Annotated in this window: 19 protein-coding genes; 10 read left to right on the top strand and 9 right to left on the bottom strand. The window is 71.5% G+C overall.

All coding sequences use genetic code 11. The annotated features are described in order from the left end of the window. The first annotated feature begins 359 nt into the window (after positions 1-359). From AB0B48_RS18305 to AB0B48_RS18285, 5 genes are all read left to right on the top strand, one after another. Positions 360-1775 carry a PhoH family protein gene (locus AB0B48_RS18305; protein ID WP_357202766.1) on the top strand — a complete coding sequence of 472 codons (1416 nt, stop codon included), beginning with the start codon at positions 360-362 and terminating at the stop codon, positions 1773-1775. Positions 1776-2052: 277 nt separating this feature from the next. Further along, complete coding sequence (locus AB0B48_RS18300) at positions 2053-2730, top strand: lytic transglycosylase domain-containing protein (protein ID WP_357202763.1); 678 nt, start codon at positions 2053-2055, stop codon at positions 2728-2730. A gap of 105 nt (positions 2731-2835) precedes the next feature. After that, a complete protein-coding gene (locus AB0B48_RS18295; protein WP_357202760.1) occupies positions 2836-3489 on the top strand; it encodes a rhomboid family intramembrane serine protease in 654 nt (217 codons plus the stop codon). 106 nt (positions 3490-3595) lie between these two features. Beyond that, entirely contained in the window at positions 3596-4564 is a 969-nt protein-coding gene (locus AB0B48_RS18290; RefSeq protein WP_357202772.1) for an NAD(P)/FAD-dependent oxidoreductase, read from the top strand. Positions 4565-4629: 65 nt separating this feature from the next. Then, positions 4630-6297, top strand: a complete 1668-nt coding sequence (locus AB0B48_RS18285) for a hypothetical protein (protein ID WP_357202757.1) — start codon at positions 4630-4632, stop codon at positions 6295-6297. 19 nt (positions 6298-6316) lie between these two features. On the opposite strand, the gene AB0B48_RS18280 is transcribed toward AB0B48_RS18285, so the two are convergent. Beyond that, positions 6317-7291 (bottom strand): DMT family transporter, encoded by a 975-nt coding sequence (locus AB0B48_RS18280; protein ID WP_357202754.1) that lies wholly within the window; start codon positions 7289-7291, stop codon positions 6317-6319. Further along, positions 7288-8319 carry a class II fructose-bisphosphatase gene (glpX, locus tag AB0B48_RS18275; protein ID WP_357202751.1) on the bottom strand — a complete coding sequence of 344 codons (1032 nt, stop codon included), beginning with the start codon at positions 8317-8319 and terminating at the stop codon, positions 7288-7290. Before glpX ends, AB0B48_RS18280 begins: the two co-directional genes overlap by 4 nt. Before the next feature lie 159 nt (positions 8320-8478). On the opposite strand from glpX, the gene AB0B48_RS18270 reads away from it, so the two are divergent. Further along, positions 8479-9126 (top strand): DUF4245 domain-containing protein, encoded by a 648-nt coding sequence (locus AB0B48_RS18270; RefSeq protein WP_355009434.1) that lies wholly within the window; start codon positions 8479-8481, stop codon positions 9124-9126. Between the two features lie 207 nt (positions 9127-9333). After that, a complete protein-coding gene (locus AB0B48_RS18265; RefSeq protein ID WP_357202747.1) occupies positions 9334-10179 on the top strand; it encodes a hypothetical protein in 846 nt (281 codons plus the stop codon). Between the two features lie 43 nt (positions 10180-10222). Here AB0B48_RS18265 and AB0B48_RS18260 read toward each other — a convergent pair whose 3' ends face one another. Together AB0B48_RS18260 and xseA are read right to left on the bottom strand one after the other, a co-directional pair. Continuing rightward, complete coding sequence (locus tag AB0B48_RS18260; protein ID WP_030328827.1) at positions 10223-10444, bottom strand: exodeoxyribonuclease VII small subunit; 222 nt, start codon at positions 10442-10444, stop codon at positions 10223-10225. 45 nt (positions 10445-10489) lie between these two features. Then, positions 10490-11656 (bottom strand): exodeoxyribonuclease VII large subunit, encoded by a 1167-nt coding sequence (xseA, locus tag AB0B48_RS18255; RefSeq protein ID WP_357202769.1) that lies wholly within the window; start codon positions 11654-11656, stop codon positions 10490-10492. A gap of 277 nt (positions 11657-11933) precedes the next feature. On the opposite strand from xseA, the gene AB0B48_RS18250 reads away from it, so the two are divergent. Together AB0B48_RS18250 and AB0B48_RS18245 are read left to right on the top strand one after the other, a co-directional pair. Next, positions 11934-12920, top strand: a complete 987-nt coding sequence (locus AB0B48_RS18250) for a 4-hydroxy-3-methylbut-2-enyl diphosphate reductase (RefSeq protein ID WP_357202744.1) — start codon at positions 11934-11936, stop codon at positions 12918-12920. 40 nt (positions 12921-12960) lie between these two features. Then, positions 12961-13395, top strand: a complete 435-nt coding sequence (locus tag AB0B48_RS18245; RefSeq protein WP_112581935.1) for a hypothetical protein — start codon at positions 12961-12963, stop codon at positions 13393-13395. Positions 13396-13469: 74 nt separating this feature from the next. Here AB0B48_RS18245 and AB0B48_RS18240 read toward each other — a convergent pair whose 3' ends face one another. Beyond that, positions 13470-16766: a S8 family serine peptidase gene (locus AB0B48_RS18240; protein ID WP_357202741.1), complete on the bottom strand. Its 3297-nt coding sequence runs from the start codon at positions 16764-16766 to the stop codon at positions 13470-13472. Between the two features lie 137 nt (positions 16767-16903). Further along, positions 16904-18079 carry a DNA recombination protein RmuC gene (locus AB0B48_RS18235; RefSeq protein WP_357202738.1) on the bottom strand — a complete coding sequence of 392 codons (1176 nt, stop codon included), beginning with the start codon at positions 18077-18079 and terminating at the stop codon, positions 16904-16906. A 54-nt stretch (positions 18080-18133) separates the two neighbouring features. On the opposite strand from AB0B48_RS18235, the gene AB0B48_RS18230 reads away from it, so the two are divergent. Then, positions 18134-18967: a hypothetical protein gene (locus AB0B48_RS18230; protein ID WP_357202735.1), complete on the top strand. Its 834-nt coding sequence runs from the start codon at positions 18134-18136 to the stop codon at positions 18965-18967. A gap of 68 nt (positions 18968-19035) precedes the next feature. Here AB0B48_RS18230 and ppc read toward each other — a convergent pair whose 3' ends face one another. The 3 genes from ppc to AB0B48_RS18215 all read right to left on the bottom strand — a co-directional run bounded on the left by ppc (position 19036) and on the right by AB0B48_RS18215 (position 24084). Further along, positions 19036-21822 carry a phosphoenolpyruvate carboxylase gene (gene ppc, locus AB0B48_RS18225; RefSeq protein WP_357202732.1) on the bottom strand — a complete coding sequence of 929 codons (2787 nt, stop codon included), beginning with the start codon at positions 21820-21822 and terminating at the stop codon, positions 19036-19038. A gap of 129 nt (positions 21823-21951) precedes the next feature. Next, positions 21952-23004 (bottom strand): hypothetical protein, encoded by a 1053-nt coding sequence (locus AB0B48_RS18220; RefSeq protein ID WP_357202729.1) that lies wholly within the window; start codon positions 23002-23004, stop codon positions 21952-21954. Between the two features lie 165 nt (positions 23005-23169). Beyond that, positions 23170-24084, bottom strand: a complete 915-nt coding sequence (locus AB0B48_RS18215; RefSeq protein ID WP_357202726.1) for a cyclase family protein — start codon at positions 24082-24084, stop codon at positions 23170-23172. Between the last annotated feature and the right edge of the window lie 672 nt (positions 24085-24756).

The raw sequence follows: 24756 nt of genomic DNA, 5'->3' as shown, positions 1-24756 counted from the left end.
CGCGGCGGACACGCACCGTCGGGGTCACGTCAGACCGGTGACGGTGGCCCCACCGGCCGGGATGCGCGCAGGGGGCATGCATCCCGGCCGGGTCCGCCGCGTGCGCGACAGTGCCTTTTGACTGGTGCGGGCGTCGACGGAGCGCTGTTCACGAGCGCGTCTTGGGAGATCCACGTTCGGCCCCTAGCCGGGAAGGTCCGGCGGGGCTAGCGTCTAGGCATGGCACGGGGTTCTCCCGAGCCAGCCGGTCCGCCCGGATCTGCGACCTCGCGCATGGGGTTCCGCATCCGACCCCGTGTCCCCGGGCACCGGAGGAGGCGGAACACGGGTGGCGGGTGCCCATCCGTCGGAGCAGGCCTGTGACGACTCGCCGTACCATCGCCGGTGCCGACCAAACCCCGGCCGCGACTGCCACGCCCCGCCGAGCCACCAGGAGCCGCCGTTCGGCGGCCGCCGCGCCGGCCGACCCCAAGGAGCCACGACCAGCCGGCCAGGCCTTTGTCCTGGACACGTCGGTGCTGCTCTCCGATCCGGCGGCGTTCCACCGGTTCGCGGAGCACGAAGTGGTGCTGCCTCTCGTGGTCATCACCGAGTTGGAGGGAAAGCGGCACCATCCGGAGCTGGGCTGGTTCGCCCGGCAGTCGCTGCGGATGCTCGACGACCTGCGGGTTCGGCACGGCCGACTCGACCGCCCGGTGCCCGCCAACGACGTCGGCGGCACCCTGCGGGTGGAGCTCAACCACACCGACGACGGTGTTCTGCCGCCCGGGTTCCGCAACGAGAGCAATGACGCCCGGATCCTCTCCGTCGCGCTCAACCTCGCCGCCGAAGGGCGGGAGGTGACCCTGGTCAGCAAGGACATGCCGTTGCGGGTCAAGGCGGCCTCGGTTGGACTGCGCGCCGACGAGTACCGCCACGGCCAGGCCAGCGACCCGACCTGGACCGGTATGTCGGAGATGGAGTTGAGCGAGGAGCAGATCGGCCAGTTGTACGCCGGCGAGACGCTCGACCTCGACGAGGCGGCCGGGCTGCCCTGCCACACCGGTCTGGTGCTGCACTCGGGGCGTGGCTCCGCGCTCGGTCGGGTGCTGCCGGACAAGTCGGTACGTCTGGTCCGGGGCGACCGGGAGGCGTTCGGGCTGCACGGCCGCTCGGCCGAGCAGCGAGTCGCCCTCGACCTGTTGCTGGACGAGTCGATCGGGATCGTCTCACTGGGTGGCCGGGCCGGCACCGGCAAGTCGGCGCTGGCGCTCTGCGCCGGGCTGGAGGCGGTGATGGAGCGCCGCCGCCACAAGAAGGTGATCGTGTTCCGCCCGCTCTACGCCGTCGGTGGCCAGGAGTTGGGCTACCTGCCGGGCTCGGAGTCGGAGAAGATGTCGCCGTGGGCCCAGGCGGTCTTCGACACGCTCGGCGCGGTGGTGCACGAGAACGTGCTGGAGGAGGTCACCTCGCGGGGCATCCTCGAGGTGCTGCCGCTGACCCACATCCGCGGGCGCAGCCTGCATGACGCCTACGTGATCGTGGACGAGGCCCAGTCGCTGGAGCGCGGGGTGCTGCTGACCGTGCTGTCCCGGATCGGGCAGGGCTCCCGGGTGGTGCTCACCCACGACGTGGCCCAGCGGGACAATTTGCGGGTCGGCCGGCACGACGGGGTGACGGCTGTCATCGAAGCGCTCAAGGGTCATCCGCTCTTCGCGCACGTCACCCTCAGCCGTTCGGAGCGATCTCCGATCGCGGCGATGGTCACGGACCTTCTGGAGGACATCCCGATCTGACGGGTGATATGCGGGCTTTCGTCCGTATTTTCGGTGTGGCGCAGATCACAAAGTGCCTGGTTGGTTTCCCATCAGCCTCACTGTGCGCAATCGTGTCCCACGAGCGTCCACGCACCACCGGAATCGTTGGTGATCGTTCGTCCCGAGACGGACGACATCGGCGAAGGTCGGTGCGTCGGCGCGACCGGCAACCGGTCGGGGCGCTCGTGGCACGGCTGACGGCCCACCTGTGGTCTGCGCCGCGCCGCGTCCTTGCTCCCGACGAAGGGACCACTTCGTGAGTCGGCTGTGGAGCCGGTTGGGCGCCCGTACGGCTGCTGTCGCGCTGCTCTCCGTGGGCGTTGCCGGTGGCTTCTACCTGGGCGAAGACCGGGAAACCCAGCAACAGGGTCTGACCGAGCAGGTCAGTCTCGAGGTCGACCGGGCCGACCTCGCGTACCAGCGCGAGCGGCAGGCCGCCCACCAGGTGCAGTTCTCCAAGCAGCGGGCCGCCGAGTACCAGGCCAAGCTGCGGGCGAAGCAGGCCGCCAAGGAAGCCGCCGAGCGGGCCCGCAGGGCCGAGGCCGCCGCGGCGTCCCGTAAGCGCGAGCGCGCCGCCGCCAACGCACCCGCCAAGCCGTACGACGGGCCGATCCCGGCATCCTGCGCGGAATACAGCGGCAACCGCAAGGTCGGCTGTGCCCTGATGATCGACAAGGGCTTCGGCATCGCGGAGTTCCCCTGTCTGGAGAAGCTCTGGACCAAGGAGAGCGGCTGGAACCACAAGGCCGCCAACTCGTCCTCCGGCGCGTACGGCATCCCGCAGTCGTTGCCGGGCAGCAAGATGGCCTCGGTCGCGTCCGACTGGCGCACCAACCCGGCCACCCAGATCATCTGGGGGCTGGGCTACATCAAGGGCCGGTACAAGACGCCCTGCGGCGCTTGGACCTACTTCCAGAACAACGGGCACTACTGACGCTGTCGACGCGGGGCGGGTGGGCGACCACCCGCCCCGCTGTCGCGCGTACCCCGGACGGGACGTGAGTGGCGGTCGGCCGCTTTTGCTGATAGCAGTTGTGGAGTGACCCTGCACCCGTCAAGCGGCGACCCGTTCCGGTTCGGCACCGAGGCGTTCTACGCCTCGCTCGGCCGGGCGTTCGTCGCCATGTGCGCGGTGGTGCCGTTCCTCTTTCTCATCGAGGCCGTCGACCAGGGGCTCGCGTTCGGCCTGGACGCCACCGCCGGCATCATCCCGCAGCGCATCGAGGGTCTGGACGGGGTCTTCTTCTCCCCGTTCCTGCACCACGGGTTCGACCACCTCTACAGCAACAGCATCCCGCTGATCCTGCTGGGCACCTTCGTCCTCGCCGCCGGCGCCCGCCGGTTCCTCTGGTCGACATTGGTCATCATCCTGGTCAGCGGCCTCGGTGTGTGGTTCACCGGCTCACCCAACTCGGTGGTGGTCGGCGCCAGCGGTGTCATCTTCGGCTACCTGGGCATCCTGCTCACCCGAGGCATCGTCGAGCGCAGCTGGTGGAACTTCGCGGTCTTCCTCCTGGTCGGTCTGCTCTACGGCTGGCAGCTGGTCGGCATCCTCCCCACCGACGAGCGGATCTCCTGGCAGGGGCACCTGTTCGGCCTGCTCGGCGGGGTGGTGGCGGCGATCCTGTTCCGTCGGCGGCGACCCGCACTGGGCGGCTCGGACTACTCGGGCTCCACGCTCAGCCTGCCCTGAGGCGATTCTCCGGCGCGCCTCTGGGACATGCTTGCCCGACCGTCGCCGCCCGCTTACGGTCGAGATCAGCAAGCGTTGATCCGTGAGCGGAAAGCGACGGTACGCCATGCGCGAGGTCGATGTCGCCGTGATCGGGGCCGGTCCGGCCGGCCTCTTCGCCGCCTACTATGCCGGGTTCCGGGGGCTGTCCGTGGCGGTGATCGACGCGTTGCCCGAGCCGGGCGGCCAGGTCACCGCCATGTACCCGGAGAAGCTGATCCTCGACGTCGCCGGCTTCCCCGCGGTCAAGGGCCGCGACCTGGTGGCCAACCTGGTGGCCCAGGCGGCACCGTTCAATCCGCAGTACCTGCTCGGCACCCGGGCGGAGAAGCTCGCGTACGCCGACGGCCGCCCGGTGCTCGGCCTGGCCGGTGGCGAGCAGCTCGCGTGCGGCGCGGTCGTGGTCACCGGCGGGCTCGGCAGCTTCAGCCCTCGGCCGTTGCCGTGCGCCGACGGCGCCCCCGGCTCGGGGATCCTCTACTTCGTGACCGAGCCGACCGAGCTGACCGATCGGGACGTGCTGATCGTCGGTGGCGGCGACTCCGCGTTCGACTGGGCGCTGGCGCTGCAACCGTTGGCCCGGTCGGTGACCCTGGTGCACCGCCGGGAGAAGTTCCGGGCCCACGCCTCGACTGTCGCCCGGGTGCTCTCCCTGCCGGTGCGGGTGGTGGTCAACGCCGAGGTCACCAGGCTGCTCGGGGACGGCCAGGTGACCGGTGCCGAGGTGACGGTGCGCGGCGGCACGACCGAGACGCTGCCGGTGGACGTCGTGGTGGCCGCCCTCGGCTTCACCGCCGATCTGGGCCCGCTCGCCGAGTGGGGGCTACGGCTGGACCGCCGGCACATCCTGGTCGACAGCGCGATGGCCACCAACCTGCCCCGGGTCTTCGCGGCGGGCGACATCACCGAATATCCGGGCAAGGTCCGGCTGATCGCCACCGGCTTCGGTGAGGCGGCGACGGCTGTCAACAACGCGGCAGTGGCCATCGACCCGAGCGCACACCTCTTCCCCGGGCACTCCTCCGACGCCGGCTGAGCGTCGGTATCGGACCCAGACCGACCCGAGTCCGGATCGAGACTGGTCGACCGGATCCTGAGAGGATGACGGGTCCCGAGACACCGCGGGACGGCGCGCCCACCACGCTGTCCTGGCTCTGCCACCCCGCAACCCTGGTCGCGCTGGTCCTGCTGCTGCTCAACGACCATGTGCTGAAGGTGGCCTTCCCTGGCCCGGTGACCGGCAAGCTGAGCGACGTCGCCGGCCTGGTGCTGGCACCACCGCTTGTCGCGGTGCTGCTGACTCTCCTGGTGCCACGGCTGCCGTCCCGGGCCGCCGCGCTGGCCGGCCTGGTCGCGGTGGGTGCCGGGTTCGCGGTCGTCAAATCCAGTGGGTACGCCGCCGAACTCGCCTCTTCGGCCTGGACCGTGCTGGCCGGGCCGTCGCTGGTCCGGGCCGACTGGACCGACCTGCTCACCCTGCCGGCGCTATGTCTGTCCTGGTGGAGTTGGACGCGGTCACGTCGCCGCCCGGTGCGCCGACGGACCGCCCGGCTGGTCCGGTTGCTGGTGGTGCTGCCACCGGCGGTGCTGGCGGTGGCAGCGACCAGTGCGATCAACTACCCGTACGCGGTGGGCACCGCGATGCTCGACGGCCAACCGGCAATCTCGGTCGGCAGCGGTTACAGCGCGTCGGACTGGCCGACCAGCCCGTCGGACGGGCAATGGGCGGTCAGCGATGACGGCGCGACCACCTGGCGGCCCGCCACCGATGACGAGAAGCAGCGGCTGTCCCGCCAGGAGACCGGGCAGCAGCAGGCGTGCGCTCCGGACGAGCCCCGGCGTTGCTACCGGGTCGTCACCGGGCATCTGCGGGTCGAGGAGAGTGACGACGCTGGTGCCACCTGGCGGGTGGCCTGGAAGGTGCCCGACGAGCAGCGGGAGGAGTTGGCCCGCCGGTCGCCGAACCCGGGCGATGTCCAGCGCCACTTCGCCTCCCGCGACCTGGTCGTCTACCCCCATCCCAGGGGCGGACACGAGGTGCTGGTCGCCAACGGCCGGGACGGGTTTCTGCGCCGCCTGCCCGACGCTTCGTGGCAGCGCGACGGGTTCCTCTTCGAGGAGGGGCAGAGCGCCATGTCGTGGAACGATCCGCCCCGGCTGGGCGGTGGCGGGCCCGGTGACCGCGGGACGGACCTGCTGCTCGCCGTCGCGCTGGCGCTGACTCTCGGCTGTGCCGTCGCCGCGCTCGCCGGTCACCTCGCTATCCGCCGTGGTGGAGGCACGCGCTGGTGGGGGATCGCTGGCAGCGGGGCACTGCTGGTGGCGGGCATCGTGCTGGCCTCGGCCTGGGAGCGTGACGACGACATGCTGGCGTTCATGGCCGTGCCGTTCGTGCTGGCGGTGGGCGTCCTCACCGCGGTGGCCATGATCGTTAGAGCCTCCTACCAGGGTGCTCTGCGTCGGTGGATCAGGTGGGCGATCACCGGGTTCCTCCTCACGGCGTTCCTGGCCGGGCTTCCGCTCGTCGGTTGGCTGTACGGCACCCCGTCGCGGACCCGGTTCGCGGTGGCGATCGCCCTGCTGGCCCTGGTGCCGGGCGTGCTGCTGGCCACCCGGATCGCGGGGCTTGTCGACCCGGCCCGCGCGTTCGAGCGCCGGTACCCGCCGCGCCCGCACTATGCGCCCTATCCGCCGTACGGGCCCTACCCGCCTGCGCCCTATCCCGCGCGCCCGCCGACGGTGCCTGATCCGCCCTACCCGCCGCAGTGATCCTCCGGCGGGCGGCCGGTCAGCGGCGGGGGGCGGGCGGCGCCAGCGCGGCGATCAGCACCGCCACCATTGTCAGCGCGGCCCCGAGCAGGGTGTTCACACCCGGGTGCGAGGCCGCCGTGGGGAGGATCAGGTCCAGCAGGACCGCGCCCACGATCTGCCCGGCGATGGTGGCCAGGCCGAGCAGCAGCACACCCGTGAAGCGCACGATCGCGGCGGCGATCGCGATGAACACGATGCCGATCGGGCCGCCCAGGTAGAGCCACGGCTCGGACGGCAGCTCACCCCCGGGCCAGCCGCGTACGGCGATGTCGATCGCGAACGCGACGAGCAGGGTGGCGGTGCCGACGGCGAAGTTCACGAGCGTGGCGGTCAGCGCACTGTCGGCCGCCGCCCGGACCCGACCGTTGACGGCCTGCTGCCAGGCGATACCCACCCCGGCGAGCAGTGGCAGCAGGGCCAGCGCCAGCGCGCCCAGGTCGCCAAGACGGTCGCCGACCGCCAGGCCGACCGCCAGCACGGTGAGCACCGCTCCGGCCAGCCGCTGCCGGGTGACCGGCTGCCGGCCGGTCGGCCCGATTCCGGCCCGGTCCACGGCGAGGCTGCTGCCGGTCTGGCCGGCGACCACCGCCACGGTGAAGACCGCCACGCCCAACGTGCCGATCGTGAGGCCCTGGGTGGCCACCAGGAAGGCTCCGCACATCCCGCCGAGGCACTGCCAGGGCCGCAGCGTGCCGGTCCGCAGGGCCCGCCGCGTCGCGACCAGCCCTCGCCGACCACCGGGGGTCGCGGGCACCAGCACCAGCAGCACCAGCAGACCGATGCCGAACGACACGACCGCGGCGGCGAAACCGTCGTCGAGGCGTACCCCCAGCTCGCCGTTGATGCGCGACTGCACCGCCACCGCGACCCCGGAGGCCGACGCCAGCGCGACGCCGGTGATCCGGCGGGCGGCCGACAGGGTCTGCGGGGTCGCCGTGTCGGCGGCTGTCACTCCTGCTCGGCCAGCGGACGACCGTCGAAGTCGACAGCGGAGTAGAGCGCCAACTTCTCCAACCGGTGATACGAGTCGATCACCCGGATGGTGCCGCTCTTCGAGCGCATCACGATCGACTGGGTGTACGCGCCGCCCGCCCGGTAACGCACCCCGCGCAGCAGGTCGCCCGAGGTGACCCCGGTCGCCACGAAGAAGCAGTTGTCGCCGGTGACCAGATCATCGGTGGCCAGCACCCGGTCCAGGTCGTGCCCGGCGGCGATCGCCTTCTCCCGCTCCTGCTCGTCACGTGGCCACAGCTTGGCCTGCATCGCACCGCCCATGCACTTCAGCGCGCAGGCGGAGATGATGCCCTCCGGGGTGCCGCCGATGCCCATCAGGACGTCGACGTCCGACTCACCCCGGGCAGCCGCGATCGTGCCCGCGATGTCGCCGTCGGAGATGAACCGGATCCCCGCCCCGGTCCGGCGGATATCCGTGACCAGGTCGTCGTGACGGCTCCGGTCCAGCACACAGACGGTCACCTCGGAGACGTCGGTGCCCTTGACCTTGGCGATCCGGCGCAGGTTCTCCGCGACACCGGCGTTGATGTCGATCACGTCGGCGTACGCGGGCCCGACGGCGAGCTTCTCCATGTAGAACACGGCGCTGGGGTCGAACATCGCACCGCGCTCGGAGACGGCGAGCACCGCCACCGCGTTCGGCATGCCCTTGCTCATCAGGGTGGTGCCGTCCACCGGGTCGACGGCGACGTCCACCTCCGGGCCTGTGCCGTCGCCGACGTGTTCGCCGTTGAAGAGCATCGGGGCGTTGTCCTTCTCGCCCTCGCCGATCACCACCACACCGCGCATCTGGATCGAGTTGATCAGCTTGCGCATCGCGTCGACCGCGGCCCCGTCGCCGCCCTCCTTGTCGCCCCGACCGACCCAACGGCCGGCGGCCATCGCCGCGGCCTCGGTGACCCGGACCAGGTCGAGGGCAAGGTTTCGGTCGAGATCCTGTGGGATCCGCGTCCTGGTGTTCGTCATGACGGCTACTCCTCCTCGCGACGGTGCGGGGACGACCGGCGACGGGGAGGCCCCCACTGCCGGCTTTGTCGCTGATCCTCACACGATGGCCGACCGGGCGTCGGCGCGGGGCGGTGATGGCCTGGATACCGCCGGTCGGGCGGCTGCGAAGATAACGGGGTGGAACCCGCACAGCCTGCCGACCGCGTACCCGCCGACAGCACGCCGCCCGACGGTCAGCCGCCGGCCGACGCCCCCGCCGGCCGCAGTGGTGAGCCCGCCGCGACCGACCCGACCCCACCGCCGCCGGCGGTTTCCGGCAAGTCCGAGCGGTCGCCGAAGGACATGGCGATCTCGCTGCTGGTGCTGCTCGTCCCGATCGCGCTGCTCCTGGCGTTCTACCGGGGATTCCTCGGCGGCGACCAGGCCACCACAGTCGATCCTGCGCCCGCCATCGAGCAGGCACGTTCGGCGAACGTCTTCCCGGTGAGCCAGCCGCAGGGGCTCGGCGCCGACTGGAAGACGGTCAGCGCCCGCTACCAGACCGTCGAGGGCGGTGCGAACCTGCGGCTCGGCTACCTCACGCCGGAGGGGCGGGGCGTCCAACTGCTGCAGAGCAGCGTCCCGGCGGACCGTCTGCTCCCCGCCGAGCTGACCAGTCAGGGCCAGCCGCAGGGTCCCACCGAGCTGGCCGGGCGCTCCTGGCAGCTCTACACGGCCCGGGGGAACCAGCAGGCGCTGGTCCTGCTGGAGCCGACCCGCACGGTGATCGTCGTCGGCGACGCCCGGGACAACGAACTCCGCGAACTGGCCGGCTCGCTGCGCTGACCGGACCCGGTGGATTGGCTCCGTCGGCGCTGAATCTGGGCAACTGGCCCGAAGGGTGATTGTCCGACGCGTCGACAGGGAAGAAGGAGGGGGTGATCCGGGCGCGTTGCTCGGCCCGGGTCGCGCGACGCAGCCGACGGTGCTGCTGCGTCGCCCGGAGTTTCCGGCGCCTTCCAGGTCGTCGGGTGACCCCCTTGGGAGACACGTATGACTGTTCGACGACTCGGCGCCGGCCTGGTAGCCGCCGCTCTGATCACGCCCGCACTGGCCGCCTGCGCCAGCGGAACCGGCACCGCCGGATCGACGCCGTCTCCGACGGTGAGCGCGTCCGGGACGGCGAGCCCGTCCGGTGCTCCGGTCGCGGGCGACGCCAAGCAGGCCCTGCTCGACTCCACCAAGGAGATCAGCAACGGGAACTTCCGGTTCACCCTGGCCGGTGCCGGCTCGACGGCGGAGGGGCTCGTGCACCAGCCGAGCCAGAGCGCGGCGATGAAGATCGCGATCGGTGGCCCCTCGTCCGACCTGGCGATGAAGCTCGATGTGATCCACTTCAAGCCGGACAGCTGGGTCAAGCTGGAGCTGAGCGGCCCCACCGCCAACAGCCTGCCCGCCATCAAGCAGCTCAATCTCGGCAAGTACCAGCACCTCGACCAGACCCGGATCAAGGGCAACCGCAGCCTCGGCTTCGACTTCGAGAAGGTCGACCCGGCCGGCAGCGCGGTGCTCACCCAGGGCATCACCGAGGTGCGCAGCACCGGCACCGGCGCGTACGCCGGCACCATCGACGTCACCAAGGCCGCCGAGGCGGGCTCGTTGAACGCCGCCACGATCGCCGCGCTGGGCACCCAGGCGAAGACCGTCCCGTTCACCGCGAAGGTCGACCCGCAGGGCCGGCTCAGCGAGCTGGTGCTGCAGTTGCCGGCCGCCGGGCAGACCACCGCCCAGGAGATCAAGATGACGTACTCCGACTACGGTGCCGCCACCGCCGCGCAGAAGCCGCCGGCGGACCAGGTCGTCGAGGCGCCGGCCGAGCTGTACAGCCTGTTCAACTGACGTGCCGAGGTGGGGCGGCTCCGGCCGCCCCACCGGCGGTCGGTCAGGAAGCGGGCTCCTGCCGGGCGGCGTCGATCCGCGCCCGCGCACCATCCAGCCAGCGTTGACAGATCACCGCCAGCGCCTCGCCGCGCTCCCAGAGGGCCAGCGACTCCTCCAGGGACGTGCCGCCGGCCTCCAGCCGTTCCACCACCGAGGCCAGCTCGGCGCGGGCCTGCTCGTAACTGAGCCGCTCGTCCGGCCCGGCCTTCGTGTCATCAGTCATCGCGTTCATCTCAGCACACCACTCCCCACCGTGCCGCGTCGCCACTCAGCCATCGACAGTGGCGGCCAGCTCGCCGTCGGCCAGTCGTACCCGCAGCGGGTCGCCCTTGCCGACCTCCGCCGCCGCGCGGACCACGTGGCCGTCCGCGCGCTGCACGATCGCGTACCCCCGGTCGAGGGTGGCGGCGGGGGAGAGGGCGCGTAGCCGCGCGAGGGTGTGCCGCAGGTCGTCCTCGGCGGCCCCGAGCCGGTGTTCCAGGCAGCGGCCGGCCCGCTGACGCAACGCGGTCAGCTCGGTAGCCCGATGCTCCACCATCACCTGGGGTCGGGCCAGCACCGGTCGGGAACGCAGCCCGTCCAGCCGGTGCGTCTCCCGGTCGACCAGGTTGCGCACCGCCCGTTCGAGGCGGTGCCGGGCCTGACCGATGAGGCGTACCTCCTCGGTGAGGTCGGGGACGACCCGCTTCGCCGCGTCGGTCGGGGTGGACGCGCGGACGTCGGCGACGTAGTCGATCAAAGGCGCGTCCGTCTCGTGGCCGATCGCGCTGACCACCGGCGTACGACAGCCGAACACCGCGCGACAGAGCGCCTCGTCGGAGAAGGGCAGCAGGTCCTCGATGCCGCCGCCACCCCGGGCGATGATGATCACGTCGATGCTCGGGTCGGCGTCCAGCACCTTGAGCGCGTCAACGATCTGTGGCACCGCGGACGGGCCCTGCACGGCCACGTTGACCGTCCGGAACTCCACGGCCGGCCAGCGCCGCCGGGCATTCGTCAGCACGTCCCGCTCGGCCGCCGACGCGCGACCGGTGATGAGCCCGATCCGGCCGGGCAGGAACGGCAGTCGACGCTTGCGGGCGCGGTCGAAGAGCCCTTCGGCGGCGAGCAGCTTCTTGAGCTTCTCCAGTCGGGCCAGCAGCTCCCCGAGCCCCACCTGACGAATCTCGTCGGCCCGCAGGCTCAGCGTGCCCCGGGCGGCGTAGAACTCGGGCTTGGCGTGCAGCACCACACGTGCGCCCTCGCGTAGCTCCGGCGCGCCGGAGTCCAGGACGTCCCGGTTGGTGGTGACGGTCAGGCTCAGATCGGCCGATGGGTCACGCAGGGTGAGGAAGACAGTGCTGGCCCCGGGGCGGCGGCTGATCTGCGCCACCTGCCCGTCCACCCACACCCAGCCCAGTTTGGCGATCCAGGCCCCCACCTTCTGGCTGACCACCCGTACCGGCCAAGGCTCCTCAGCGCTGCTCGCCCCGCCGCCCCCGCCGCTGCCCCCGCCGCTGGCCCCGCCGCTGGCCCCGCCGCTGGCCCCGCCGCTTCCCACCCGCCCGCCCTCGCTCACCCGCCCACCCTACGGACCTCCCCGGCCTGGCCCGTCGATCATGAAGTTATTGCCCTCCGTGCCGGCGTGTCGCAGCAATAACTTCATGATCAACGCAGGGATGGGTGGGGCGCGGGCCGGTGGCGGGTGGAGGGGTGGCACGTACGATGGGGTGGTGACTGAGGCTCAGGCGACTCACCGGACCGGCAAGCGCGTGCTCCTGGCCAAGCCCCGCGGCTACTGCGCGGGTGTCGACCGCGCCGTGCAGACCGTGGAGGAGGCGCTGAAGCTCTACGGCGCCCCGATCTACGTGCGCAAGCAGATCGTGCACAACAAGCACGTGGTGCAGACCCTGGAGGCCCAGGGCGCCATCTTCGTCGAGGAGAACGAGGAGGTGCCGGAGGGCGCCACCGTCATCTTCTCCGCCCACGGTGTGGCGCCGGAGGTCTACGAGCAGGCCAAGGCGCGTTCGCTGAAGGCGATCGACGCGACCTGTCCGCTGGTCACCAAGGTGCACCACGAGGCGCGGCGCTTCGCGGCTGAGGACTACGACATCCTGCTCATCGGCCACGAGGGGCACGAAGAGGTCATCGGCACCGCCGGTGAGGCCCCCGCGCACATCCAGCTCGTGGACGGTCCGGACGGCGCCGACAAGATCACCGTACGTGATCCGGAGAAGGTGGTCTGGCTCTCCCAGACCACGCTCTCGGTCGACGAGACGCTGGAGACGGTGGCCCGCCTCAAGCAGCGGCTGCCGCTGTTGCAGTCCCCGCCCAGCGACGACATCTGCTACGCCACCTCCAACCGGCAGCACGTGATCAAGGAGATCGCCGCCGACTGTGACGTGGTGATCGTGGTCGGCTCGACGAACTCCTCCAACTCGGTCCGCCTGGTCGAGGTCGCCCTGGACGCCGGCGCCCGCGCCGGTCACCTGGTCGACTTCGCGCACGAGATCGACGACGCCTGGCTGGAGGGGGCCACCACGGTTGGCCTGACCTCGGGCGCGAGCGTCCCGGACGACCTGGTCCAGGAGGTGCTGGTCCACCTCGCCGCCCGCGGCTTCGCCGACGTCGAGGAGATCACCACCGCCAACGAGCGGCTCACGTTCTCGCTTCCGCAGGAGCTGAGGCGGGACATGAAGGCCGCTGCGGCGCGCGGCTGAAGCACGGAACGAACTCGGGTCGGCGTACGTCAGATTCGGCATGAGGACTCTTCGGCTCGCCGTCCCCGCGCTGGCCGTCTGCGTGGCGCTGAGCGCCTGCGGCGGCCAGGGTGTCGGGGGCGGCACACCCACCCCGACACCGACGGGAGCACAGCCGGTGACCAGCCAGCCCACGCCCGACCCGACGCCCTCGCCGGAGACCGGCACCCGGAGCGTGCCGCCCGGACTGAAGACTCCGAAACCGGGCGGCCCGAGCACGCCGCCGGGCGTCGGGGCCACCACCCTGAGCGGCACCGTGCAGGGCGGTGTGGAGCCCGGCTGCGTGCTGCTCGACGGTTACCTGCTGCTCGGCGGCCCGCGTGAGGTGCTGACGCCGGGCGCCCGGGTCGAGGTCACCGGTCGGGTGGAGCCCGGCATGATGACCACCTGCCAGCAGGGCACCCCGTTCGTCGTGACGGCAGCCCACCGGTCCTGACCCCTTCCCACCCCTGACATGCGGGAGCCCGCCCCCGAACGTGGGGACGGGCTCCTGCCGGTGTTACGAGCGGATCAGTTAACCGCACCGATGGACACGTTGCCGCGACCCACGATCGCACCCTCGCTGGTGACGATCGCCAGTTCACCGGAGAGCTGACGCCCGTCGGCCGGAACGGCCACCGCGGTCACCGTGCCGGTGATGGTGGCCGACTCGCCGTGCATCAGCGGCACCGCGACGGCCGGAGCGGTGATCGTGCCCAGCGACGCCGACGCGAACGCGTCGTAGTAGTCGTAGGCCGTGCTGGTCCCCGGCCCGTCGACCCCGTACGGCTCCACCACGACGCGGTAGGTGCCGGCGGCCGGGTTGGTCAGCGTGACCGCCTCCTCCGAGTCGCCGTCAGCGGCCCGGCCGACCTCGGTGGTACCCCGGTAGACGAACAGGTCCAGGTCGGCGCCCGCGTTGGCGGGGTTGCCGATCCGGGCGGTGAACGTCGACGTACCCGTTGGGATCTCGACGGTCCACTCCTGGTTGGGACCGCCCTCGGTGATGGTCGGACGCTCGGTCCGCACACCGGTCAACGCGCCGCTGCGGCCGCTGACCGAGACCGGACCGAAGGCGTTGGTGACCTTCCAGCTCACCGGGGTCGGCTCGCCGGCCTCGACACTGGGCAGCTCGACCAGCGCCGGCTCGACCGTCAGGCCCTGCACCCGTGCCTGGAGCTTGAACGGGTTGTTCAGCGCCGGGGACGTCCGCCGCGCCTCCACCTCGATCTCCCAGACCCCGGGAAGCGGGTTCTGGTAGTCACGCTCCTGCGGCTTGCAGACGTTGACGTCGGAGAAGTTGGTGTAGCAGACGGTGCTGGTGGTGGCCTCCACCGGCACACCCAACGGGTTGATCGCGATGAACCGGGTCTGCGAATCGGTGGCGATCCCGGAGAGGTTCACCTGGAGTGCCTTGGCGCCCTCCGGCACCGTGACGAAGTACGACGTGAAGCCGTTGCGGTCGACCGAGCCCTCGTTCGCGTACGAGAAGGTGGGCTTCTTCACGTCGTTCGAGGCCACCACCACTGTGGACACCTCGAAGTCGACGACGTTGGTGGCCGGGTCGTCGATCCGCACGATCGCGCCGTGCGCGCCCTCGGTGGCCGGCTTGGCGGTGATGTTGATGGTGACGGCCTTGTTGAGCGGCAACGCGACGGTCTTCGGCGCCTTGAAGGTGCCGTCGTTGCCCTGGAGCGTGATGGTGTGCTTGATGGTGCCGGCCGGGCCGCTGGTGCGGGTGAGCTTGACCGGGTACGTCTTGCTCTGGCCGACCTTGTGGCCGCCCTCGGACGAGGTGCAGCGGTTGTAGACGCCGGTGCCCCGGCCCGGGTTCGGCACGAACTTCACGCCGTTCCAGATGGTCAGCTGCTCCGCCAGAGGGCTGCAGACCGGCGCGTCGGAGACGTACGACCGGGTTTCGACGCCCTGGCGCAGCAACTGCCAGGCGCCCGGAACGTTGACCATGCCGTAGCCCTGCGCGTACGTCGGCACGTCCGCGATCGGCTTGGCGGAGCTGAACAGCGCCCGCCGCAGTGCGGCCGGGCTGATGCCCCGGTCGGTGGCCTTGGCCGCCGAGAGCAGCAACGCGCCGGCGCCGGCGGTCTGCGGAGACGCCATCGAGGTGCCGTTCAGCATCGCGTAGCCCGGAGGCAGCGCGTAACCGGCCTCGGGGACCGGGGCTCCGAGCTGCCAGGTCGGTGCGGTGGAGATGGCCGAGCCGGGGGCGGCGATGTTCGGCTTGAAGCCGCCGTCCTCGCGCGGGCCACGGGAGGAGAAGTTGAACAGGGCGTTCTTCTTTTTCACGACCGAGCCGTAGTTGGCCAGCCAGGTGTCCTTGCTGATGTTGGCGGCAACGCTGATCACGTTGCTGGCCACCGAGGGGTCGCCGACGGTGTTGAGACCCGGGCCGGAGTTGCCGGCCGAGATGACCAACTGCACGCCGTACGTCTCGATCAGTTCGTTGTAGAGGTTCGTCCGCGCGTTGTTGCCGTCGTTCAGGCCCGGAAGGCCACCGATCGACATGTTGACGATGTCGACGCCACGGTTGGCCACCAGGTCGATCATGCCGGTGGTGAGGGCAGCCGCGCTGCAGCCGCCGCCCCAGGAGCAGGCGCGGGCGGAGACCAGCTTGGCACCGGGCGCGGCGCCGTCGAAGGCTCCGTTGCCGAGCATGTCGTTGGCGGCGGTGATGCCGGCGACGTGAGTGCCGTGGGTGCTCTCGACGATGCCGATGTTGACGTAGTCGTAGGTGCCCGGCAGGCCGATGGGCGTGGTGTTCACGTTCTTGCGGAACTCGACGACGAAGGGCTGCCGCTCAGCGACCGGGGTCGCCGGGTTGTCGGTACCGAAGTAGCCGATGTCGTACTTTTCCTTGTACGGCCGCATAACCGGGTCGTCGGTGAAGTTGAGGTTCTGGTTGGCGTCCACCCGGATGTTGTTGGTGGCCGGGTCGAAGAGCACACCCCAGGTGTCGGTCGTGTCGCCGTCGCGGTTGACGTCACCCCGGGCGTCGCTCGCTGCGGTGACCGACTCGCTGAACAGGTTGAACCGGTACGTGCCGGCCGGTGCCGTCCAGGTGCCGCCGGCGATGGTGAACGACGGGCCGGTGACCTCGGCCTGCATCCGCCGCCACGAGCCGTCCTCCAGCGGATCGGTAGCGGTGACCCAGTCGACGATCTTGCGCTCGCCGGTGGTCGTCTGCTGCAACGCCGGGTGGGCCAGGTCCACACCGGAGTCCATGATGCCGATCGTGACGCCCCGGCCGTCCCACTCGGGGTGGGCCGCGGTGAACGCCACCGCGCCCGTCTCGTTCGTCGGCATGTAGGGGTTGTCGGCCGGGGTGGTCTCTCCCGGCGCCGCGACGGCGGCCTGCCGCGCGCCGGCGGTGCCGGTGGCGGTGCGCTCCGGGGCCGGGTCCGGCAGTTGGATGACCTCGTCCAGGTCGACGGCCGAGACGCCCGGCAGCCGTGCCGCCTTGAGGACCCGGTCGGTCGGAACCTTGGCCAGCACGAAGCCGACCCTGTCCTGCCGCTGGCTGACAGTGCCGCCGAGCTTGGTGAGGCTGTCGGCGACGTCCCCCGCCTCACCCTTCTCGGTGGCGACGATCAACGTGACGGTCGGAGCCTTCTTGGCGCGGGCCTCACTGAGCAGTTTGGCGTCGTGGGCGCCCAGCGTCTCGGCGGCGGTGGCCGGGGAAGCGTCCGGTGTGTTGGCGGGAGCGGCGGCCGCGGTGGCGGCACCACCCATCGTCGTCATGGCGCTCGCCGCCAGGACCGACGCGAAGAGCGCGGCTGAGGTGCGCCGGCTCATATTTCGGAGTCTGCTCACGTTCTCTTTACCTCCAGAGAACAGGGCCCTTCAGAGAAGGGCGCTCGGGTGAGCAGAATCTTTCGTGGTAGCGGTGAGCACTGTCACTACTGGTCAGTCCCTTGTGACCAGTTCGTGACATGCGGGTATACGTACTGTCACATGATTGGCGAGCGGTTCGAGACCTCGTCACCGGCCGGGTCGGCCAGCTCGGGTGCCTGCGGTTGCCGGGGCGTCAACTCGACCTGGGCCGGGGTGGCCAACTCGTCGTCCGACACGCCCAACTCGGCGAGCTTGCGGGCGCTGACCAGCACCCGGGCCTCCAGCGAGCCGACCGCCCGGTTGTAGGCGGTCACCGCACCGGCCAGCGAGGACCCGAGCTTGCCCACGTGGTCGCCCAGGGTGGAGAGCCGGCCGTACAGCTCCCGGGCGAGAGTGTGCACGGCGAGCGCGTTGCGGGCCAGTGCCTCCTGCCGCCAGGAGTAGGCCACGGTGCGGAGCAGCGCGACCAGTGTGGCCGGCGTGGCGAGCACCACGTTGCGGGTGAAGGCGTGTTCCAGCAGCGACGGGTCTCGCTGGAGCGCGACGTCGAGGAACGGGTCGGCCGGGACGAACAGCACCACGAACTCGGGTGAGTTGTCGAACGCCGACCAGTACGACTTGGCGGCCAGGGCGTCGACGTGCCCCCGCAGGTGCCGCGCGTGCGCATCGAGGTGGGTGTCCCGGCCGCGCTCGTCGCGGGCCTCCATGGCCGTCAGGTACGCGTCGAACGGGGCCTTGGCGTCCACCACCACCGAGCGACCACCGTGCAGGCGAACCACCAGATCCGGTCGGACGACCTGCTGGTCGGTGGCGGCGGTGACCTGCTCGGAGAAGTCGCAGTGCTCCAGCATCCCGGCAGCCTCGACGATCCGGCGCAACTGGTGCTCGCCCCAGCGGCCCCGCACCTGCGGTGCGCGCAGCGCCGCCACCAACTGCTTGGTCTCGGTACGCAGCTCACCGGAGACCGCGTTCATCGAGCGGACCTGCTCACGCAGCTCGGCGTACGCGTCGACGCGGTCGTGCTCCAGCTCGGCCACCCGCTGCTCGTAGCGGCGCAGGGTGTCGTGCAGCGGCGCGACCGCCCGGGCCACCGCCTCCTGGGACTGTGCGGTGGCCTCGTAGCTCAGCGCCCGCATGGACTGCTCCAGCCGACCCTCGCCCTCCCGGGTGGCGGCCAGGGTGGCATCTAGCCGGGCGATGTCGGCGGCCGACCGGGACCGGGCCGCGAGCCAGCCCACCGCCCCGCCGGTGCCGAGGCACACGATCACCAGGAGCAGCGTCGAGACGTCCATCACCGGAGCTTGCCAGACGGATACGACGTGCGACCCGCGGGTACGTTCGATGACATGGAACTTGTGCTCTGTCTCGCCGTTGTGCTGGTCGGCGCGCTGGGCGCCGCCGCCCTCGTCCGCGCTCAGGCCGGTGCCCGTCGGCGCACCGAGCTCGGCGACGCCCGCGCGGAGGCGCAGCGGTGGTACGAGCGCCTCGGCGGCCAGTTGATGAACCTGCACGGCGACGACCCGGCGGTACGCCAGGCGCTTGCCGACGCCGGTGAGCGGTACAACGCGGCGGGCTCCCAGCTGGAACAGGCGTCCACGCCGCACCAGTTCGGGCTGGCCCGGGAGACCGCGCTGGAGGGTCTGGCGTACATCCGGGCGGCGCGCACGGCGCTGGGCATCGATCCGGGCCCCGAGGTGCCGACCCTGGCCGCCGCCCGCGGCGTGGGGCAGCTCACCAAGGAGCGTGAGGTCGATGTGCAGGGGCAGACCTTCCGGGCCGGGCCGCAACCCGGCCGGGAAACGCCCTACTACTACCCGGGTGGGCGTTATCAGGGTCGACCGGTGCCGGCCGGCTGGTATTCGACGCCCTGGTGGAAGACGGCGCTGGGTGCCGGTGCCGGTGTGCTCGGCGGCATCCTGATCGCCGACGCGCTCTTCTCGCCCGCCTTCGCCGACCCCGGGTACGGCTACGACGCTGGCTACCAGGAGGGCTTCGGTGACGGCGTCGACCAGGGGGGCGACGGCGGCGACCAGGGCGGGGACTTCGGCGGCGGCGACCAGGGCGGCGACTTCGGCGGCGGCGACTACGCCGGTGGGGACTTCGGCGGCGGTGACTTCGGTGGCGGCGGTTTCGGCGGTGGCGACTTCGGGGGCGGGGACTTCGGCGGCGGCGACTTCTGACAGTCGTTCAGACCCACCGAAACGGGCCCCGGTCGTAACGACCGGGGCCCGTTTTCCGTACCTCTTGATCAGCCGGTGTTGCGCATCCCGGCCGCGATGCCGTTCACAGTGGTGAGCAGCGCGCGTTCCAGGGCGGTGCCGTCGCTCGGCGCGCGTCGGCCGCCCGGTGCGGTGGCGACCGCCCGGCCGGCGGCACCCGACTCCCGGTACTGCCGCAGCAGCGCCACCTGGAGATGGTGCAGCGGCTCCAGGTAGGTGTCGCGGACGGCCAGGGTGCGCTGGAGCACCGGCGAGTTCTCCAACAGGGCCGGTGAGGCGGTCACCGCCAGCACCTCCCGCTTGGTCAGCTCGTACTCCTGCTCGATCTGCTCGAAGATCGGGTGCAGCTTCTTCGGCACCAGCGTCTCGACGTACCGGCGGGCGATGCTCAGGTCGGTCTTGGTCAACATCATCTCGACGTTCGACAGGAACGTGCGGAAGAAGTGCCAGTTGCGGTGCATCTCGGCCAGCACGTCCGCCAGACCGGCCTCGCGGGCGGCGGCCAGCCCGGAGCCGACGCCGAACCAGCCCGGCACGATCTGCCGGGTCTGCGTCCAGCCGAACACCCACGGGATGGCCCGCAACCCGGACAGCCCGGCGCCGGTGTTCGGGCGCTTCGCCGGCCGGGAGCCGATGTTCAGCGCGCCGAGCAGCTCGGTGGGGGTGGACGCCCAGAAGTACGCGGGCAGGTCCGGGTCCTCGACGAGCGACCGGTAGGACCGGAACGCCGACTCGGAGACCACGTCCATCGTCGCGTCCCAGCGCTCCAACATCTCGGCGGGCTGCCGGGGTGCGGTGTGCAGCAGGGTGGCCTGGAGCACAGCGGCGAGGGTGAGCTCCAGGTTCTCCCGGGCCAGCGAGGGCAGGGTGTACTTGTCGGAGATCACCTCGCCCTGCTCGGTCACCTTGATGGCGCCGTCCATGGTGCCGTACGGCTGAGCCAGGATCGCCTCGTGCGTTGGCCCGCCGCCGCGCCCGACAGTGCCGCCCCGGCCGTGGAAGAGCCGCAGGTGCACACCGTGCCGGGCGGCCACGTCGCGCAGCGCGCGCTGCGCCCGGTGGATCGACCACTGGCTGGTCGTGATCCCGGCTTCCTTGTTCGAGTCGGAGTAGCCGAGCATGACCTCCTGCACGTCACCCCGGGCGCTCACCAGCGCCCGGTACGCGGGCAGCGACAGCAACTCGTCGAGGAGTTCGCCGCCGGAGTTCAGCTCGGCCGGGGTCTCCAGGAGCGGCACGAACCCGACCCGGGCCCGCCCGCTGTGCACGTCCACCAGGCCGGCCTCGCGGGCCAGCACCACCGCGGCCAGCACGTCGTCGACACCCAGGGTCATCGAGATGATGTACGACTCGATCACCTCGGCGCCGAACCGGTCCTGTGCCTCCCGGATGGTGCTGAACACGTCGAACGTCTTGCGGGCCGGCTCGGACAGCGACGTGTCCAGTGTCGACAACGGACGACGACCGGTCAGCTCGTCGGCGAGCAGCTTGGTGCGTTCCAGCCGGGTCAGCGCCGGGTAGTCGGAGACCTCGCCGACCGCCTCGTAGAGCTGCGCGAGCACCGCGTGGTGCGCCTCGGCGTGCTCCCGGACGTCCATGGTGGCCAGGTGCAGGCCGAACGCGGAGACCGTACGGATGGTGGAGGCCAGCCGGCCGACCGCGGTGAGCTGCCCGGAGTTGCGGGCCAGCGAGGCGCGCAGCAGGTCCAGGTCGGCGATCAGCTCGGCGGAGCCCCGGTAGTCCCGGCCCGATACGTGTGCGGTGCCCTGGCGCAACCTCAGCCGGGTGTTGGCGAGCTTCGCCTTCACGCAGCGTGCCTTGAGCCGGTACGGCTCCTCCGCGTTGACCCGGCGGAAGCGCTGTGCCACCTCGGGCAGCGCGTCCAGGTCGGCGGCGAGGCTGGCGGAGAGGTCCAGGGAGACCCCGCGCAGTCGGCGGGACACCGAGACCTCGTTGATCAGGTGGTCCATCGCCTTCTCGGTGGCCGCGATCCCGTGCTCGTGCTGGATGGTCAGCACCTCGCGGGTGACCGCCGGGGTGACGAACGGGTTGCCGTCGCGGTCGCCGCCGATCCAGGTGCCGAAGCTCAGCGGCCGGGCCGTCGGTGAGGTCTCCACACCGAGCGTGCGCAACGTGTCGGCCAGGTCGTCGAGCACCTGCGGGGCGGCCTCGGCGTACAGGTCGCGCAGGTAGTAGATGGCGTTGCGGGCCTCGTCGGTCGGGTCCGGCCGGTCGAGCCGCAGCTCGTCGGTCTGCCACATCAGGTCCAACAACTCGGCCAGCCGGCGGTTGGCCGGGCCCTCGTCGCTGGCGCCGTAGAGGATCGCGTTGGCGGTCTCGGTGTCCAACTCGTCGGCGATCGCCCGCAACTTGGACAGGATCGAGCGACGAGCCGCCTCGGTCGGGTGCGCGGTGAAGACCGGTCGCACCGCCAGCCGGCGAGCCGCGTTGGCGATCTCCTCGGCCGGCACCCCGCGCTCGGCGATCATCTTGGCGGCCTGGTCCAGCCAGCCGCCCTGCACCGCGCGGCGGCGGCGCAGGTCCCGTGCCCGGTGCACCTGCTCGGTGATGTTGGCCAGGTGGAAGTAGGTGGAGAAGGCGCGAGCCAGCTTGGTGCCGGTGGTCACGTCGAGCCCGCCGAGGCGCTGGGCGGCCGCCGGGGCGTCGGAGCGGACCTGGGCGCGGATCTCCTCGACGAGGTCGAGCAGCGGGCGACCCTCCTGGCGGGCCAGGGTCTGGCCGAGCAGGGTGCCGAGTCGGCGAATGTCGGCGCGCAGTGCGGCGTCCGGGCCGTCGTGGTCGTGCTGATCGGTCACGATGCGCTCCCTTACGTGGATACGAAGGACAGCGCTGTCCGACTTACTGGATGGTATCCGCGCGCAACGGATGTCTGGAGGGCCCCCTGGTGATCCACTGCCCTGGGAGGGGTGTTTTCCGGGGTGATCTCAACCACCGTCGCGGTCCGGCGAGGGGCCCGAGCGGGTCGTTGCAGGGCCGGAGGAGACGGCCCGGCGACCCCGGACCAGGCTCGCGCTGACGAGTCCGAGCCCTCCGAGCACCGCCCAGATCCCGAGGGCGGAAGCCGGCCAGCCGGCCGACCGCCAGTCGAAGTACACGGCGGCCTTGGTCAGGTCGTTGGCGAGCCCGGGGATGTTCCAGCGGTGCATGCCGCGCAGCACCCCGGGCAGGAACTCGGGCGCGTAGATGCCACCGGAGCCCGGGTTGCCGAGCACCACCAACAGCAGGATGACCAGCGCGGTGCCCGCGACGCCGAGCCAGCCCTGAATGGCGCTGGCGAACATGGCGGCGGCGAAGACGGCCAGCGCGCCGATGGCGGCGATCGTCGGTACGTCGCCGTGCCAGATGTCCAGAACGGGTCCGACCACCACCGCGCCGGCGATGCCGAGCAGCACGCTGTAGACCGCCAGGGCGGCGATGCGCAGTCCGGCTCGTCGCGCCGTACGGGGGGTGGTGCCGGCGGATATCCCGAGCACCGTCGAGGCGAGATAGCCGCCGAGGACGTACCCGACGTTCAGGTAGAAGGGCACCACCCCGCGCGGGTCGGTCGGGGTGACCGGCACCTTGTCGACGATCTGGAGCGGGGTGCCGGTGCGGGTGGTGGCGGTGCCGAGGACCTCCTTGATCGCGCTCGTGGCGGAGGGGCCGGAGGCGCTCGCCACGGTGAGGAGCAGGCCGTTGTCGGGTCCGGTGCTGAGTACGGCGTACACCGCTCGGCTGAGCAGTGCGTGCTCGGCGGCGGCCGGGTCGTCGTACCCGATGGGTTTGAGGATGGTGGTCTGGGCGCGCACGGCGTCGAGCGTCGCCTGGGCGCGTTGGTCGCCGGAGACGACGCCGATCGGCACGTCGCGCGGTGTGGGCTGGTGCAACGCGCCGACGTAGGCCGCGATGAACGCCGTGGCCAGTACGAGGGTGCCGAGGAGCAGTCCGATGCTGCGGGGCGCCCAGTCGCGAGTTGTGCCGCGCGATTCCTTGTCCACGTTGTTAGCCTATGGTCTGTTTTGTGGACCGCACTGTGGAACCAACTCGTCGCCCCGGCGGCCCGGTGGCGACCGCCGCTGGCCGTGCGGCAGGCGTCGCGGGCGGTGTCAGGCGTCGCGGGTGGCGTCAGGGGGCGCGGGTGGCGTCAGGCGTCGCAGGTCGCGTCAGGGGTTGACGACGGCGAAGGCGCGGACCGGAAAGGTGCCCATGCCGGCCACCATCGGCGGGGCAGCGGTGAACCGGAACCCGCTCGGCGGCAACGCGTCCAGGCCGGTCAGGTGCTCCACGATCGGGATGCCGGCGGCGAGCAGCGTGCTGTGCGCGGGGCGTACGCCGGCGGCCGTCGGGCTCATGTCGTCGATGTTGATCGAGTCGATGCCGACCAGGGCCGCCCCCGCCTCGACAAGCGCCTGGGCGGCGTCGCCGGTCAGGTACGGCGCTTCCGGAGCGGCGTACCGGTCGGTGCCGAAGTGCGCGTCCCACCCGGTGTGCAGCAACACCGCCCGGCCGCTCACCTCGTACGGGGCCAGCATCAGCCGGTCCACCGCGCGGATGCCGGCCGGCACCCGGACCACCACCCCCGGCAGGTCGGCGAGACGGTCCAGCGACACAGCGGTCAGGTCGTCCCTGCCGGCCCAGCGGTGGGCGGGCGTGTCCAGGTACGTGCCGGTGTTGGCGATCATCTCGATGCGGGCCACGTGGAACTCGGTGTCCGGGGCGTACCGCTCGCGGGATGCCGCGAAGGTCAGCCAGTCGGTGATCCGGGGGCCCGGCCAGCCCGGCAGGGTGGTCATCCCGTCGCGGATCACGTGGCTCAGCTCGACCAGCCGGCGTTCGGCGCCGGATCCGTCGACCGCGACACCCCGGCCGCCCTTGTGCGACTCCTCGACGATCGTCTTGGCGCTGATCCGGACGTCGGCGACCATCAGCAGCCCGAGGTGCCGGACGAACAACGCCGCGAGGTCGTCGTCGGTGATCTCCCGGCCGGGAATGTCCAGCCGGAACCCCTCGGTACGCAGCCCGCCGCCGTTGGCGAAGCTCACCTCCGCGTCGAACTGTGCCCGCCACTGCTCACTCATGCCGAAACCCGACCACGCCATCCGGCGACCGTCAAGATCCGCGAGACACAAGGCAGGCCGCCGGGTGTCGGGCCCGCGGGATCCGCGGGCCGGTCCGGCCGGTCCGTGAAGACGGCCGGTCCGGCCGGGGCCGTGAAGATCCGCTCAATTGCAGGGAAAGTGCTGCCTCGGCGTGCTGTGACGCCGCAAGTTCCCCGAAGTTGAGCGGATCTTGTCGCGAAGAAGGCCGACTCGGACCCAAGATCGCGCAATATCCAGGATCTAGTGGGCTCGGCGCGTCGCTGATGCCACTACATCCTGGTTCGAGCACGATCTTGGCGCGGGGCGCGGGGCGCGGGGCGCGGGGCGCGGGGCGCGGGGCGCGGGGCGCGGGGCGCGGGGCGACGCGCCGTAGTGGCGTCGGACCTCGGCGGAAGGGGGTGGCTGTCGGTCGACGGAGCTAGGCTTGTTGTCGCGCCCCCCCGTCCGGCTGGACGAGGGGCCGCCGTCGTGTGCGTCGACTCCCCGGGAAGGATTTCCCTTGCTCACCGGTCTGTTCACCGCCGCCCTGGCCGACCCCGGGCTGGCCCGGGCGCGTGACCTGGCGCGCTCCGGTGCCGCCCAGGTCGACGGCCTCGACATCACCGCTCCAGCGGCACTGCGCCCGTTCGCCGTCGCGGCGGTCGCCGCGGA

Source organism: Micromonospora sp. NPDC049089, from assembly GCF_040648775.1.
Classification (GTDB): domain Bacteria; phylum Actinomycetota; class Actinomycetes; order Mycobacteriales; family Micromonosporaceae; genus Micromonospora.
The sequence above is the reverse complement of the archived record's forward strand: the minus strand, read 5'-3'. Positions and strand labels throughout refer to the sequence as shown.

Bases quoted from the DNA above. Each gene is read 5' to 3' on its own strand.
- AB0B48_RS18245 (WP_112581935.1), top strand. From the start codon at position 12,961: ATGAGGACTCTTCGGCTCGCCGTCCCCGCGCTGGCCGTCTGCGTGGCG.
- AB0B48_RS18285 (WP_357202757.1), top strand. From the start codon at position 4,630: ATGACGGGTCCCGAGACACCGCGGGACGGCGCGCCCACCACGCTGTCC.
- AB0B48_RS18290 (WP_357202772.1), top strand. From the start codon at position 3,596: ATGCGCGAGGTCGATGTCGCCGTGATCGGGGCCGGTCCGGCCGGCCTC.
- glpX (WP_357202751.1), bottom strand. From the start codon at position 8,319: ATGACGAACACCAGGACGCGGATCCCACAGGATCTCGACCGAAACCTT.
- AB0B48_RS18260 (WP_030328827.1), bottom strand. From the start codon at position 10,444: ATGACTGATGACACGAAGGCCGGGCCGGACGAGCGGCTCAGTTACGAG.
- AB0B48_RS18265 (WP_357202747.1), top strand. From the start codon at position 9,334: ATGACTGTTCGACGACTCGGCGCCGGCCTGGTAGCCGCCGCTCTGATC.
- AB0B48_RS18235 (WP_357202738.1), bottom strand. From the start codon at position 18,079: ATGGACGTCTCGACGCTGCTCCTGGTGATCGTGTGCCTCGGCACCGGC.
- AB0B48_RS18230 (WP_357202735.1), top strand. From the start codon at position 18,134: ATGGAACTTGTGCTCTGTCTCGCCGTTGTGCTGGTCGGCGCGCTGGGC.
- AB0B48_RS18215 (WP_357202726.1), bottom strand. From the start codon at position 24,084: ATGAGTGAGCAGTGGCGGGCACAGTTCGACGCGGAGGTGAGCTTCGCC.